Source organism: Vibrio sp. Vb1337 (assembly GCF_033338715.1).
Taxonomy (GTDB): domain Bacteria; phylum Pseudomonadota; class Gammaproteobacteria; order Enterobacterales; family Vibrionaceae; genus Vibrio; species Vibrio alginolyticus.
In genome coordinates, this window is record NZ_JAWOTD010000007.1 from 135,724 (window position 1) to 150,445 (window position 14,722).

The following is a 14,722-nucleotide window of genomic DNA, read 5'->3' on the forward strand; positions in this document are numbered from 1 at the left end:
GTTAATCATGAAAAAGCACATTTTGACTCTACTTCTCCCTACATTGATGGCATCAAACGCAATGGCAGCGCAGCTGTATCAAGCGGAAGATGGGTCAGTTTTAAATATTTACTCTCGTCTTGGTTTCAATGTCACCAGTAAAAATGACGAGCACGGCGATGCAAATGGCGAGTTTGATGGTCGTATTGGTTTAAACGGTTCACAAACCATCAACGAGTACGCGTCGATCATCGGCCAAGCGCAATACCAAGTGGGTGCAGCTGAATACGCAAACCAAGTAAACGACAAACCGTCTCTGACCGCGCGTTATGTATGGGCGGGGATTGATGCGAAAGATTATGGTCGCATTACAGGTGGTCGCGTGGCATCTGGATTGATTATGTTTACCGACATTGGTGATGTATTCGCCTCTTCCGATGTTTCTATGGCGCGCCAAGCGAATAAAGTCGACAAAACCGCGACGCAAGTTTTCCGTCAAGATGGCACGCTGCAATACCAAAACAACCTAGGTAATTTCGACTTTTCTGTCGCGTACATTTTAGGAAACAACACTTCTGAGCTCGACTACGGTTACAACACTGCACTGCGTTATACGCTAGACATGGGAAATTTGGGCACCTTGGCACCAGTGGTGGCGATGCAGAAGAATAAAGGTGATGCACGTGAAAGCAACGACACCGATTACACATTCTGGGGCGCAGGTACGCGTTACTACTTAGGTGATTTGATGTTGGGTGCGTTGTACTCGGAAGATGAACTAGAGGGCCATTACTCACAAACCAGTACCGACAAAGTGATGGAACTAACGGCGGTTTACAGTGTAAATGACAAATGGGCACTGCGTGCTGGTTATCGTTCTTTAGAAAACAGTGAGGGTGACGAGCTAGAGCTGAAAGATACAACGCTAGAAGTGCAATACAAACTGACGCCTCGTTCTTCTATCTACACAAACTACGTTGATCGTAACGGCTCGCGTGGCTACAGCAATGGACAAGAAGTCTCGTTTGGCGGTGCGCACGCAGACGAAAGCTACTACCACTTAGGTCTGCGTTACGAGCTGTAAACACGATACTTAATGTAAGTTAGCTGAATCCATGAGCTTCTTCTATGTCCGGTCAGTAGTTATTGCCTTTAATGCTGATTTGAAGAAGCTCACCCTCGCAATATGTTTTCTTCGTTACCTGTTTTAACCAACACGCCTGCATCAGGGAGGCTGGTGACAGTAGCTAACAATTTTCCATCAACAAAGTGCAATGCCGCATAATCGTGAATGCCATAACAAGTGATGCTCGGTTGAGAACGAGCAAAGGCTTGGAAAACCTCGAACTTCTCACCTACATGAGAAAAATGTGCCGCAGCCAAACCGTCAATAAATCCAAGACAACGCATAACTTGGTATGCTTCGGGATCACTGTCTGTCACCGCAAACTCAAACCAACAAATTGCACCAGCGCTCATGCCACAAATGATGATGCCTTGTTTGAGTATTCTATCGATTCCCCATTCGCGCCAAATGGCCAACATCGAACGCGTATTACCGCCACCGACGTAAATGATGTCTTGTTCAAATAGCGTTTCTTTCCAACCAGCTTCAAACTTAAACAGCGGAAAATGGGTCACGTTTTCACTAAGCTTCGCATCGTAAAAACGTTCAATCACTTCATCGGCATCTCCCGTGGCTGTAGGTAGAAAACAAATGTTTGGATTCTCCTTACCAGACAAAGACAAAATGTATTGATCGAGCGGACTCGGATTCTCTCCCATCATCCAGCCACCACCACCAATCGCAATACAGTGTTTTCGCATTCCTTTGCTTCCTCAATTGTTGCTAAGTTTGTTGTCGCTATTCGCCGACAGAATATATGTTCCTAAAGTGATCAATGAACGCTCGCGTTCTTCTTGGTAAGTGCTCACGTTTTGGGTAAAGCAGATAAAGCGGCAAAATCGCATCCGTTTGCCATTCTGGCAGCAAACTCACGAGTTTTTCTTTTTGTGCAGGGTCGAGTTTAGCCAGTGCAAATTCATCTAACATGGCTACACCACAGCCAGCCAAAGTAGCATCCAACATGGACTGGACAAGATTAAAACTCAGCGTACTTTCTAACTCAATGCTGCACTGCTGTTGAGTTTGCTTATGCGTAAACGTCCACTTGTCTAACACCAAGTCACGACTTTTATAAAGGATGTGCTCTAAGTCACCAAGATCCTCTGGCGTACTTACATTTGGTTTATCAGCTAAATACGAGCGATGAGCGATCGGTTTACAGTGTAAAGTGCGTAGCTGATGGCCGACGTATCCCTCAGGAGGAGTATCGGTAAAGTAGAATGCGATATCAAACCCAGCCTCAATCAAGTCGAGAGGTGTCTCTGTGAAGATCACTTCAACACTCACTTGTGGATGTTGCAATCGAAACTCGATCAATGTTTGGCTGAGTAACGCAGCTCCGAAAGAAGCGGACGCCGCTATTCTCAATTTTCCCGATACGATCTCGTTTGCAATGACTTGCTCATTGATCTGCTCAGCGCCTTCGAGCAGTTGCTTTACCTGCTGATAAAACCGCAAACCATCGTAGGTCAAATTAAACTGGCGCGTAGTTCGCTGAATAAGCTGCACCGACAATATGTCTTCAAGCTGTTTAAGTTGCCGACTTACATGCGCATTCGAACATTTCAGTCGCTTTGCTGCGCCAGCAATACTTCGCTCCTCGCACAAAGCGACGTAAAGTGGTACGTAGCTGAGCCATTTTATTTCCATACAGTAATTCTGAATCTCTAAAATCAAACTATTGGAAATAATAGAAAGCCTCTAAACTCTATACAACCTAAATTTGAAAGGATGAGTTATGAGTGTTTTCGACACGTGGTTAAAAGGTCAAGTCATTAAAGATCACATCACTAATCCCAATATCATCGTTGGCGATTACAGCTATTACTCGGGCTTCTATCATCAAAAAAGCTTCGAAGAGCAAGCAGTACGCTACTTGTTGGGTGACCCCGTCACACTTCAAGAATGGCAAAGTAGAGAACCCGATAGCATCGACAAATTAATCATTGGCAAGTTTTGTTCCATCGCTTCTGGAGCCACCTTCATGATGGCAGGAAACCAAGGTCATCGCATTGACTGGATTTCGACCTTCCCCTTCTCTCCTGAAGAATTTGGAGAAGGCGTGCAAGACGGTTTCGAGCGTGCCGGAGACACGGTGGTGGGGAACGATGTTTGGATTGGCAGCGAGGCGATGATCATGCCCGGAGTAAACATCGGCGATGGAGCCGTCATCGGAGCACGCACCGTAGTGACGAAAGACGTGCAACCTTATTCGGTGGTGGTTGGAAACAACCAAGTCGTACGTCAACGATTCAGCGATAAAGAGATTGAAACTCTACTCAATATCCAATGGTGGAACTGGCCAATAGAACACATTAAACAAGCAATGAAAGTAATGTGTAGCAGCCAAGTCGGTGCGCTTGCGGACTACTATCAAGAGCACATTGTCGATTTGTAGATAAACAAAAGCCCACACATCTTGTTGCGACGTGTGGGCTCAGTGAGTAAGAAAGCTTAAACCGCAGCGACGTCCTCTTCTTCCAAGTTCGCCGAGACTTTAATTTCGTATTGATTGAAACGGAACGAACAACCGCCATGAGTGCGCTTTGTCGTTACTTGTTCGTCGCCAAACTGCACCGTCACGCGAGTGAAGACACGCTCTTTGGCTTCGACAATATTTTCTTCTAACGCGACTTCAAAGTCATGTTCCGTTTGTTCTAGCTTTTGCTTTATCGCTTCAAGCTGCTCGTTGTTTTGTGTTTTCATCACGTCAATCTGAGCTTGTTCTTCGTCGGTACGTTCGGCTTTAGGACGTTTCTTAAATTCGAGCTCTTTACGAATCACATCCATCGTGCCTTCTTGAGCGCGTTTGTATTGTTCTTTAAGCTCTGCTAATCGTTCCTTAAATGCAGAATAGCGTGCGAACGCTTCTACCTTAGTGGCGGTGTCGCCTTCTACGCCCAATTGTAAGCACACCACTTTGCCACCGACTTTTGCATCTCCGCCGCTGAGCGTGCCGTTCCTACCGTTCGCGTCTAGCACCGTCAGATTGCGCCCACAAACAATATCGTTATTCATGCTGTGCACCGCCAACTCAATATCTTCGCCGGCTTGCAAATCACAATATTGGGCGTAGCTGGCACGAATCGAACCTTTGGCTTTGACGTGACAACTCTTTGGCTGGCCATCACTCACGGTGTGGCCAATGATCCCTTTACCAACTTGGATGTCGTCTTGCGCTTGTACGTCAGCCGATTCAATGAAGCCGCCTACAGTAATAGAACCCGTCGCTTTAACAATCATGCCAGATTCAATGTTGCCACCGATAATCACATTCCCTTTGAATTTCACGTGGCCTGTATTCACGCCAACGCTATTGAGGCAGAGTGCGTTATCAACTTCGATGGTTTTGTCTTTAATCAGAGGCGTACCGGATACCGATGCAATCAATAGGTTTGGGTCTTGCTTGCTTATCTCGGTGCCCTTGCCTGGCTTCATTGGGCTGTCTTTTCCGGCTTGTGGAGGAATCACTCGCCCTTGAACAGTAAAACCAGGCGTACCTTTGGTCGCAGGCGTGCGGCGCATCACCTCATCGCCTACGTCAACCGCGATAGTTTCACCGAGGTTACGTAAATCAATTTTGTCGCTAGCAGATTGGCCGTCTTTGGGTTTGAGGATGCGTTTGGTGATGTCTTTAACAAGAGGAGTAAAAAGAGCGTCTTTGCCTTTGATAGGTTGCTTACCAACCGCTACAGGTTGAGAAAAAGTTTCGCCGGGTTTGAGCTGAGTGCTGACAACCAACACTTTCTTCAAAGCCAGTTTGTTGATGCCTTTCGAAACTCGCGCTTGAGCAAGGGCTTGAACAATCTCGGGGCCACGTAAACCTCGGCCTCCGTACGCGCCGACAACGTTCATACTGGCGAGCATGTCATTATTCGATAATTCAACCTCAACTTGCGCGTTGCGTTTTTCCGCAATGACGATGCCTTCGTAGGCCTCGGCTTTACGTTCTTTGGCGCAGTTAATGAATCTCACGACTTCCCCCTCAACAACAAACATCTTTTCAGCGTTCATTGCGACGAGCTGCTCGTTTAATTCATTTTGATTTAGCTCACCACCGAGGTCCACTTCTCCCGGAAGACGGGCTATCACCTTGGTCTTATCTTCAGATAACTCAAGACACAGCTTCCACATACCCTTACCACTTTGCTTCCCATCAACACTTTCAGTCTACCCAAATCCGTTTTCTGAACAAACCTCGCATTTCTTATTATAGGGCTCACGTCACTAAAGAAAGTAATCCATCAATAACGGTTAAACAGATATTAAGAGAGCATTTCGATTTAACCTAAAGCTCAATCAAAATACACGCCGAAATAAAAAGGAGCTGGATTTACAGTGTAAAATCAGCTCCTAATAATTTCATTTACAGTGTAAATTTCCCTTTAGTGTTTACAGTGTAAATCGTTCCAAATGTGTCTTACTTCGTCCCTTAACTGCTGCTCAACTTGCCTTCTTCCAGGTAAACCAAATTGCTGAGCACATTCAGTCCAACTACGGTTAAGAAAAAGCTTACTGATCATCAAGTCGGAAGCGGAGTTCAAACCTAAGTTAAGTAACCACTGCTGAAGCCAAGCAGACACGGACTCATAACTGTTACCACCATCAGCATAGCATTCAATTAGTAATAACTTAGCGGGATGAAGTGGACTCATTCCCAAAGGTTGCGGTAATAGAGCTCGAAAAATAGAGGCTTCTAATTTTGGATAGACGTCAGCCACATTGTTAGACAACACTTCTTCAAATAGCGCCTGAGATTCATCGACCCAAGCCGTCTGTTGGGAATCACAAGGTTTGACCATCAAGACTGAATAACAACCGCTAGCAGCATCGCGCATTGACCCTAAACGAATTGCACGGAAGTTCGATTGTAGCCAGAAATGGACCAACTCTTCCGTCGCACCGAAACTCGTGGATAAGTAAGCAATGTGTTTAGCCGCCATTTGATCAAGTTGCTGCAGCATTTTTTGACCGATGCCTCTTCCTTGCAATTCCGGATGAACAGCAATTCTCATGACTCGCAGCGTCGATAGATTCGCGACATTCGGAAATCCTAGGTGGTTTGCAATCGTAACTGGGGCTAAGTGTCCTTTAGGACGACGCTTACCAAGCTGAATTTCTTCAACCAATTCAGCGTCAAGCCCACCCTCTTCGACCGCTAATATTACCCCCACAACCGCATTATCTTGCTTAGCAAAATAGAGCTGACTGTTGTCGTCTTGCAAAAGGTGAATCAAATCATTCGGCGAGGTCTGATAATGAGCATTAACCAAAAGAGCGAAGCACTCGCGCAGCAAACTAGGCTGCGATATCAAATCGTCCTTATCGGCTTTAGAAAGGGAAATTGAGTCGACCTGGTTAAGTTGATGGTGCGTTAACTCCGCATCCAACAAAAACGCGTCATAGAGCCATGATTCGAGCGCATCATTCATGCTCCAGCGGATGGGCTGTGTCATGTGCCACGTTTTCATTCCCGAACGCTGTTTCTGAAGCCAATCAACAAATTTAATCGTAAAGCCCCGGCCACAACCTTCATAACCGTGAATAGTCGTAGAAAAAATGAGTCGATGATAATGTTCGGTAATGCTCTTGAGCATAGGAACTGGAATTGCAGCCGCTTCATCGACAAGTAACAAATCACATTCAGGTCGACTCAATAATAGTTCATCTGGAGCAATAAATTGAATGGCTCCCTGCCCTGATTCTAATCTGTCCTTCTTAATACGCTGTGCGCTAGGGAGTAAACGTAAAGCATGTTGGTAAACAGGCTCAACGGCTTTTATAGATGGTGCCGTAATTAAGATTCTAAGCGGCTTCTGCTGTAATAAGTTCGCACACGCAATTCCGAGGGCACTTGTTTTTCCACGTCCACGATCAGCGGTCAAAATTAATGGTCGCTTTCGATGTCCTGTCACCACCTTTTCAATTAGAGAAATGGCATGTTCTTGTTCCGTGTAGTGGCTTTCTTTTTCTGCTTGCTTGATGTCTGGAGCCGTTGGCAATGGTTTGTCTTGCTCAATAACAACGAGCTTCTCCCATTGTTTGTGCATCCATTGCTGAGCAAAATTCGCATTTTGTCGCAGCTCAGTAATGACAATAAGAAAACCGCCGCCAACCAATGAGCCAAGCGCGGCGGTAAAACTATTGGCGTCAAAGCCATTTCGAGCATCAAACAATAGAACGTCACACTCTCTGCCTAGCAACATGTGCCCTTGTTTAGACGAAACACTGGATACGTTTTTCAAACCAAAATCACCAACAGAAAACCAACGTTGATGGCGCTGCGTTTTATGGAACTCTGACATCAACGCATTTTGCCAAGAAGCCTCGCCTTGAATGACAACACCAATCCTTTGGAAAGATTGGTGAGCTTGATGTTGAAGTGATGAAAGGAAATCAGATTGTGTCTGCATTTTGTCTATCCAACGTTGAACTGACGCAATGGTATCACATCTTTAATTTGACGCTTCTCAGATATAAAAAAACCGCCCGGAGGCGGTTGATTCAATCATCATTTGTTATTGCAGTTTGGTTTGTACAAACGCAAGAATCTCTTCCATTAAGCTGTCATCAACTTTCTTCAAGTTCAACGCTAGGCTGCTACCTTTTCGGCTATAGCTTGCTCGACCTTTTACTAAGTCGACTTTTTCCGTCTTCTTGCCAGGTTTTGCTGGTGCAAGTTCAGTAATCCAATTTTCGATGCTTTCCGTGACTTCTTTTGTCAGACGAGCAACGCCTTGAGCTGTGCTTCGCTGCCATAAAAACCCTTCGCTAGAGCGACATTTATCTAACAGCTCTTGCTGCTGCTCTGGCGTCAGCGTTGAAAACTGTTTGTGCAGTTTCACGATAGTTGGACGACCGAGATCGCCAACATTCGGATACGCTTGAAGCAGTTCTAACGGTAATGCTGCGGCTTTTAAAGCGCCACTTACCAACGCTTCACTGCACTGGAACATTTTTGCCAATGCTTTCTGATCTTCAGCTTCACCACTATCAAGCTTAGCCTGCATCTCTTTCCCTTTTTCATATAAAGAGAGCGGCTTGTGAGCATTTGCCACATCAGACAAAAACTTAGCATGGTCAGTATTGATGTTGTCAGCAACATAAACCAAAAAATCTTGTTCAGCGAGGATACAAGACATGCGACGACGGCTACCATCTAAAACTTCGATCTTGCCATCTTCAGTTCTACGACCTACAGCTGGATATTGTTGGCCACGCTCTTTGAGTGTGACTAAAACATCAGATAAAGCATGTTCATTTAAGAACGATTGCTCACGAGCGTTATCAACAAATACTGTTGTTTCTGTCGCAACTTTATTTGCAGGAATACGCACAAGTTCAAACTGAACAATATTTTCACCTGCAACTGCTAGTTCAATCGTTTGAGCTTTCTCTTTTGCCGCAGTTTGCGCCTCTTGCGGAGTCACAACACGACGCTTATTCGTTTTGCCAAATAATTTCGCGTTTAATTCAGACGTTTTCAAAGCCATTTACTTATTACCCCTGATTCAATGACGGCCAATTAGAGTGCAGGACACGCTCTAATTCCAGTGCGCTTTTATGAACAGCGTCCTGCGCGGTAGCTAGTGTCTTCTTACCGCCTTCAAAATCGCTTACTGTCAGATCAAATACTGTGCTGTAGGTATCGGCACAGGTTTCAAACGCACGGCTACGAGGAATAGTAGCCATCATAACTTGGTCACCTAGAAGATAGTTCATTTCAGTTAAAACAGAAACTTGCTTCTTATTGTCGTCCTCAAACATGGTTGGCATCAAGCGAACAAACTCAAGACCATTCCAGTCCTCCGGGAACATTTCATATACCGTAGGCAAATGCTGGAAGAAGTTTACTGTTGAAGCCCAGTCCAGACGCTTAGCCGCACAAGGAATTAGCAAGGCATTTGATGCATACATCGCATTCCATACTAATGGGTCAACGTGTGGACCGGTATCAATCATAATGATATCGAAGTCATCAGCAATTTTATCAATCAGTTGCTCTTTCAGCAGACGGACGATATCGAGTGATGGGTCTTCAGATAGCGTTTGCCATGCTTCCGCATTAAACATCGCGTCTTCTGGAAACGCTGAAATCGACTTTAAGTTCGGATATTGCGTTGGCAGCAATACGTTTTTACGTAAAAATTCACTGTCAATTTCCACACCATCAGGCACGTTACCCAACATAATGTCTACCGCAGAATAGATATTATCATGCTCTGCCATGCTGATTTGCGGGTTAAGGAATAAACGTAGCGAGCCTTGTGGGTCTAAGTCGATTAAACAAATACGGTATCGTTTATCCAAATTTAGCGCTAAACATGCCGCTAAATGAACCGCGGTCATTGATTTACCTGTACCGCCCTTTTGGTTCTGCACATTAATAATCCAAGGTTTGTTACCTGAATTCTTTTTACGCTCATGAAATTTAGGCACTTCAGCCGCATCCATGAGCATGTGTGCTTCTTCTAACGTAATTGAATAATGATTCGCGTTGTTTTTAGTAAATTGATGCCCAGCGGCTTCCATTTTACCAATCGCGTCGTCGAGCTTACGGCGAGTTAGACCAGAACGGGTTTCCATCATCGCTTTCGACATTGGTGGGAAGTAGTTATCGCTTCGCTCTTCTAAAACAATTTCAATACGGTCAGCTTGAACCTGCTGAGTCAGCTCCGCTAACTCAAGAAGGTTTTCAATCGTTTTTTCTCTTTTCATGCCAAATTCCGTTGGAAGGATTTATAATTGCAATTGTACAGCAGTAAAGACCAAAAACAACAAAAAGGTGCACGAACATTTTGAATTACCATCACATAAAAAAACACCCAAATCGACGCTTTTATGATTTATGGTCAAAAAGATAACTATTTTTAATCAAATAATCTTCTCATAAGTGGACACCTAAACTTAAAAATAAAAAGTGTTACAGCGTCACTCATTTACAATGTAAATCAATTTTCTACCGGAACGATTATAATCTTAAGCTAAATTACGGGTTATGTTAGACCAACCTAATTTAAACGATAAATAGTAAGTAATATCGGAACAATAAAGACCTGAACACCTTGATCATGTCTCCGAGCAAAATAGGGCAGTTCCAGCGAAACATCTATGGAAGTATGATCAAGGTATGCTTATGATCATGCTTCCGTGTTAATAAGCAAATCCGAAAGCATGATCATGGAAAAATAGAGCAGAGTAAGGTGTAAACACGCAAATAAAATAAGATCCATTAATCGGAAATATGATCAAGCCTTAGAATCTCTCGGAAGCATGAGTTTTCTTCTCTGATTTACGGTTGAGTGCAGACAGAATGGGGGATTGAGCAGAAATTGACGTTATAGAAGCCGGAACAATGAAATTGCTCAAGTTGCTATGATAAATCACGCTCTCATGATCATGCTTCCTGTAAATAAGCAGAGACTAGGATTTACTTCTAAATATGAGCGACTTGAATGTATTTTAATCAGATGAGTGATATCTCATCAATATGGGCGCCAGAACGATAGATATATTGGCTCTTGATCATCGATCCGAGTATAAATAACATCACCAATGCACAATATAATCATCGTGAAGATCATTATTAAATACAGCATCTGTGGATAACCTGTAAAAACATCATGATCATCGTTTCAAGACTCTTTTGATCATCTTTTCATAACCTTAATGATCATGCTTACGAATAAATATGATCATGCTTTCAGGTTATTGTTGATCATACTTTCAGACTTCTTATGATCATAGTTCCGAAACACATGGAAATAATAGTCTTATAGAACAAAAGCTTAGCGAGAAATTTCAAGCCAGATCATTAGATCATATAATCAATTAAGATCAGATTAATCAAAAAGATCAGTTATTTAAAAAACAATCTTTTTCTTTATTTATGATCTGTTTTTCTTTATTCTTCGGAACCATAGCACAACTACGGCTAGTGTGATCTGGATCTAAAATGACGGCTGATGAAAAAATTCTGATTAAAGCACCGAGAAGCCACAAAGATGGCCATCTTTTTGAGGTACATGAATCCTCTGCGGATTGGGTAGAGCAGTACCAACATTTCAAAGGGGTGACCAAAAGCATCTTAGAGTTGCTTAATCTGATCTCATTACGAGGCTTCAGCAGCAAGGATGGTTTGGTTTCAACCACAGAGATTGTGGAAGCAACAGATGGGCAACTCACACGTGCAGCTCTGCAACAACGTTTGCGCGCGGCAGTAAATATTGGTTTATTTACTCAAATTCCAGTGCGTTTTGAAGAGGGACTTGCTGGTAAAACGATGCTACATAAATTTGTGAATCCCAATCAGCTTATATCTGTGTTGGGAGCAACAAGTCTTGTTACCGACAAAGTTCGCCAGAACGAGAAACAAAAACGTTCGAAAGCATTGGCTCAGACTCAAGTAAACAAACGTTTGTTGAATGAGCACGGGTTAAACACACCTCCCACGATGAAAGATGAAGCCGATCAATTTGTTGTATCTCCAACAAATTGGGCTGGGATAATTGACCAAGCACTTGCGCCACCAAGAACTCGAAAAAGTTATCAGAAATCCATGGTGTCGATCTCTGGCACAAAAGCCGTTATTGAGACGCGATCATCCAAAAATATCATGACTGTGGATGATCTCATGACCCTGTTCGCTCTCTTCACGTTAACGGTTCAGTATCATGATCATCACAAAGATCAGTATCAGCTTGATGCGGCTCACGTACCAAACAAAACGCCGCTATACATCACTGATATTTTGTCGCTCAGAGGCAAAAAAGACAGTGGCCCAGCTCGTGATTCCATTCGCGATAGCATTGATCGCATTGAATTCACTGATTTTCAGCTCCATGAACTTACTGGACGTTGGCTAAGTGAAAACATGCCAGAGGGCTTCAAAAGTGATCGTTTTCGTTTTCTTGCTCGAACCATCACAGCCTCTGAAGAGGCACCAGTGGAGGGTAGCGATGGTGAAATTCGTATCAAGCCAAACTTATATATTTTAGTTTGGGAACCTTCGTTTTATGAAGAGCTGTTAACGCGCGATTATTTCTTCTTGTTTCCGCCAGAGATCTTGAAACAACATACTTTGGTGTTTCAACTGTACTCTTTCTTCCGTAGTCGCATGGTTCGTCGTCACACGGATTGCATGCTACTGAGTGAGTTAAATCAGAAGCTTGCACGTAACATTGAATGGCGACGTTTCTCCATGGATTTGATCCGAGAACTAAAGCGTTTGTCTGATGGAAAAGGGAATGATGATCTATTCGTCGTTAATTTGTGGGGTTATCACCTGACGATCGAAACCATGATCGAAAATGACAAAGTGATGGACTACCAAATCGACATCAAATGTGATGTCGAAGAGGTCTTACGTTACTCGCGAGCGCGAACGACCAACGCAGGAAAGCGTAACATGGCGCCTACGCTGCCAAATCCACTTCGTAATGAGATGGTAACCCGACAACAGCTTGAGGAGCTCTCAGGCATCATAGACGGCGAATTTGAGCCTATTCAACGCAAAGCACCATCTCCAAGAGGAAATTTAGGGCGACGCGTGAAGCAAAGAAAGCATTTGGTAGAGATCAATGCTGATGAGATCACCATTACTCTATCTAAATATACCTCACCAGAGGCTCTAGAACGCAGTATAACGGCTTTGTCTGCGATGACAGGGCACTCGTATGCCTCAATCAAAGAAGAGTGCTCAGATTACATAGAGAAGCTCGATTGGCTAAGGGTAGGGGATGAGCCGATTCCTTATGAGACATTAAGTAAAACCGTCGAGCTGTTTAACACCCAGAACGATGTTAAGCATCTTACCATCGAGCGCTTGATTGCGGGGTTAGCGGTGCGTCGGAAAGTTTGTCGTCAAATCTTCGATGGTCACATGGATGAAATGGTATTTCGTGCCTTGGATGAAATGGCGATTTAAAAGTGTCGCTTGATGTGTATCAAGCTATAGGTGTGATGTATCGGTTTGAAATGTAACAATGTCTTTCGATGATAAAAAACAGACTTAACTCTTACAAACCACTGACATTAGAAGCCAAGCCTAATACTACTATTTATCCCGAATAGACAACCTTTTGTCCTTTCTGATGATTAATAGATTGGCTCATATTGTTACATTCATTCTGAATAGACTTCGCGAGTTTCTCCTCAGGAAACTCGCTTTTTTTTGCCTAAAATTCCGCTAATTAAGCCTTGATCATTTTTCCGGACTAATGAGGTAAACCTTGATCATGCTTCTTGGGTTCATTCCAATGTAATGAACGCATCAACGCAACATGTGATTCGATTAAGCTATGGGCTTGTTCCTGCCACTTGTTTTGATCACACTGCTGATTACAAAACTCTAACGCCACAACGGTGAGATGCTGAAGTCGTCTCAAACACCAATCTTTGATCAGAATATCAGTCGAGACTTGGCATGCTGCTTGTTCAAGCTTTGCACTCGTATAAAGCAAGGTTTGATATGCTTTCTGAGGGTCTTGGTACCTTGCATGTTGAAACACGCGTAAACATCCATCCAACCAGCAAGCAATCGCTTTACTTTGAAGATCACTCAATTCGGGTCCAAACACGTCATCAGGCACCTGATATAAGATCGTTTCCAATTTTTCTACTTGATCATGTTTCCGCTGTTCGTACCACATGGCGATTTGATCTTGCCAAGTACTCAAATCCATTACGCTGCCTCAGTCCATTGTTTTACATAGTGATTTGGCCCTATTTGATCAAATTCGTCGACAATTATGCTGCTACGTTGACGAATTTCATCGGCATCTATCGAATAGTTTGGCTCATTTTTCACTAAGTTACCAAAAGGTAAGTCAGGATCAGGAACGGCAGAAATCAACAGCTTAGTATAAGGATGCTGCGGATTCTTAAGTATTGAATGAGTGTCGCCCCATTCAACGATTTGCCCTTTGTACATTACTGCGGTTTCTTCCGCGATGTAGTGCGCAGTCGCCAGATCATGAGTGATGTATAAAAAACCAATTCCCAGCTCTTGCTTCATTCGTTGCATTAAATTCAACACTCCCAAGCGAATAGAAACATCCAGCATAGACGTAGGCTCATCCGCAAGAATGATTTGCGAACCTACCGCTAAAGCCCTTGCTAAGTTTACTCGCTGACGTTGCCCACCACTGAGTTCGTGAGGGAACTTATTCAATGTCTCTTCAGGTAGTTCCACCAGTTTTAGGAGCTCTTCCAAGCGGGCTGGGATGTCGCGCTCGTTTTTGACTTGTTTATGAATTTTTAAAGGACGTGTTAGGTGATGGCGAATGGTATGAGTTGGATTGAGAGAGCCAAACGGATCTTGAAACACCATTTGTACTTTACTGCGATATTCTTGTAGAGCCGATCGTGACGTGATCTCATTTATGTCAGTGCCATTGAAAAGAATCTCGCCTTGCGTTGCTGGATAGACTTTGGTTATTAAACGAGCGCAAGTACTCTTACCGCAGCCTGACTCTCCAACCAAAGCCAAGGTTTTTCCTGCGTACAGATCAAAAGTCACTCCTTGAAGCGCACGAAAGGTTTCCTCTTTCGCTAAACCACCGCCCACTTTGAATTCTTTAATCACATTTTTCATTTGGATGATAGGCTGGCTCATGG

Annotated in this window: 11 protein-coding genes; 3 read left to right on the forward strand and 8 right to left on the reverse strand. The window is 43.7% G+C overall.

Annotation, left to right across the window (positions count from 1 at the left end; genetic code table 11):
• Nucleotides 1-7: 7 nt before the first annotated feature.
• Nucleotides 8-1,063 (forward strand): porin, encoded by a 1,056-nt coding sequence (locus tag R7E42_RS10170; protein WP_318072628.1) that lies wholly within the window; start codon nucleotides 8-10, stop codon nucleotides 1,061-1,063.
• Nucleotides 1,064-1,152: 89 nt separating this feature from the next.
• Here R7E42_RS10170 and R7E42_RS10175 read toward each other — a convergent pair whose 3' ends face one another.
• Together R7E42_RS10175 and R7E42_RS10180 are read right to left on the reverse strand one after the other, a co-directional pair.
• On the reverse strand, nucleotides 1,153-1,806 hold the full coding sequence (locus tag R7E42_RS10175) for a peptidase E (protein WP_318072629.1): 654 nt from the start codon (nucleotides 1,804-1,806) through the stop codon (nucleotides 1,153-1,155).
• A 37-nt stretch (nucleotides 1,807-1,843) separates the two neighbouring features.
• A complete protein-coding gene (locus tag R7E42_RS10180) occupies nucleotides 1,844-2,755 on the reverse strand; it encodes a LysR family transcriptional regulator (RefSeq protein ID WP_318072630.1) in 912 nt (303 codons plus the stop codon).
• Nucleotides 2,756-2,843: 88 nt separating this feature from the next.
• On the opposite strand from R7E42_RS10180, the gene catC reads away from it, so the two are divergent.
• A complete protein-coding gene (gene catC, locus R7E42_RS10185; RefSeq protein ID WP_025516497.1) occupies nucleotides 2,844-3,503 on the forward strand; it encodes a type C chloramphenicol O-acetyltransferase in 660 nt (219 codons plus the stop codon).
• Nucleotides 3,504-3,559: 56 nt separating this feature from the next.
• Here the strand turns inward: catC and R7E42_RS10190 are convergent, their stop codons facing one another.
• The 4 genes from R7E42_RS10190 to R7E42_RS10205 form a co-directional block, all read right to left on the reverse strand.
• The gene (locus R7E42_RS10190; protein ID WP_167415796.1) at nucleotides 3,560-5,239 is read right to left on the reverse strand and encodes a DUF342 domain-containing protein; all 1,680 of its coding nucleotides are present in this window, start codon (nucleotides 5,237-5,239) and stop codon (nucleotides 3,560-3,562) included.
• A gap of 251 nt (nucleotides 5,240-5,490) precedes the next feature.
• Nucleotides 5,491-7,518 carry a tRNA(Met) cytidine acetyltransferase TmcA gene (locus R7E42_RS10195; protein ID WP_225495784.1) on the reverse strand — a complete coding sequence of 676 codons (2,028 nt, stop codon included), beginning with the start codon at nucleotides 7,516-7,518 and terminating at the stop codon, nucleotides 5,491-5,493.
• Nucleotides 7,519-7,623: 105 nt separating this feature from the next.
• Nucleotides 7,624-8,598, reverse strand: a complete 975-nt coding sequence (locus R7E42_RS10200) for a ParB/RepB/Spo0J family partition protein (RefSeq protein WP_005374504.1) — start codon at nucleotides 8,596-8,598, stop codon at nucleotides 7,624-7,626.
• Between the two features lie 7 nt (nucleotides 8,599-8,605).
• Nucleotides 8,606-9,823: an AAA family ATPase gene (locus R7E42_RS10205; protein ID WP_005374503.1), complete on the reverse strand. Its 1,218-nt coding sequence runs from the start codon at nucleotides 9,821-9,823 to the stop codon at nucleotides 8,606-8,608.
• Between the two features lie 1,237 nt (nucleotides 9,824-11,060).
• On the opposite strand from R7E42_RS10205, the gene R7E42_RS10210 reads away from it, so the two are divergent.
• A complete protein-coding gene (locus R7E42_RS10210) occupies nucleotides 11,061-13,031 on the forward strand; it encodes a replication initiator protein RctB domain-containing protein (protein WP_225492006.1) in 1,971 nt (656 codons plus the stop codon).
• Between the two features lie 289 nt (nucleotides 13,032-13,320).
• Here the strand turns inward: R7E42_RS10210 and R7E42_RS10215 are convergent, their stop codons facing one another.
• On the reverse strand, nucleotides 13,321-13,788 hold the full coding sequence (locus R7E42_RS10215; RefSeq protein ID WP_005374501.1) for a hypothetical protein: 468 nt from the start codon (nucleotides 13,786-13,788) through the stop codon (nucleotides 13,321-13,323).
• Nucleotides 13,788-14,720 carry an ATP-binding cassette domain-containing protein gene (locus R7E42_RS10220; protein ID WP_053350124.1) on the reverse strand — a complete coding sequence of 311 codons (933 nt, stop codon included), beginning with the start codon at nucleotides 14,718-14,720 and terminating at the stop codon, nucleotides 13,788-13,790. Before R7E42_RS10220 ends, R7E42_RS10215 begins: the two co-directional genes overlap by 1 nt.
• Nucleotides 14,721-14,722: the final 2 nt, after the last annotated feature.

Excerpts from the sequence above, each read along its gene's own strand:
- R7E42_RS10175 (WP_318072629.1), bottom strand. The coding sequence starts at position 1,806 with ATGCGAAAACACTGTATTGCGATTGGTGGTGGTGGCTGGATGATGGGA.
- catC (WP_025516497.1), top strand. The coding sequence starts at position 2,844 with ATGAGTGTTTTCGACACGTGGTTAAAAGGTCAAGTCATTAAAGATCAC.
- R7E42_RS10215 (WP_005374501.1), bottom strand. The coding sequence starts at position 13,788 with ATGGATTTGAGTACTTGGCAAGATCAAATCGCCATGTGGTACGAACAG.
- R7E42_RS10210 (WP_225492006.1), top strand. The coding sequence starts at position 11,061 with ATGACGGCTGATGAAAAAATTCTGATTAAAGCACCGAGAAGCCACAAA.
- R7E42_RS10195 (WP_225495784.1), bottom strand. The coding sequence starts at position 7,518 with ATGCAGACACAATCTGATTTCCTTTCATCACTTCAACATCAAGCTCAC.
- R7E42_RS10205 (WP_005374503.1), bottom strand. The coding sequence starts at position 9,823 with ATGAAAAGAGAAAAAACGATTGAAAACCTTCTTGAGTTAGCGGAGCTG.
- R7E42_RS10180 (WP_318072630.1), bottom strand. The coding sequence starts at position 2,755 with ATGGAAATAAAATGGCTCAGCTACGTACCACTTTACGTCGCTTTGTGC.
- R7E42_RS10220 (WP_053350124.1), bottom strand. The coding sequence starts at position 14,720 with ATGAGCCAGCCTATCATCCAAATGAAAAATGTGATTAAAGAATTCAAA.
- R7E42_RS10200 (WP_005374504.1), bottom strand. The coding sequence starts at position 8,598 with ATGGCTTTGAAAACGTCTGAATTAAACGCGAAATTATTTGGCAAAACG.
- R7E42_RS10170 (WP_318072628.1), top strand. The coding sequence starts at position 8 with ATGAAAAAGCACATTTTGACTCTACTTCTCCCTACATTGATGGCATCA.
- R7E42_RS10190 (WP_167415796.1), bottom strand. The coding sequence starts at position 5,239 with ATGTGGAAGCTGTGTCTTGAGTTATCTGAAGATAAGACCAAGGTGATA.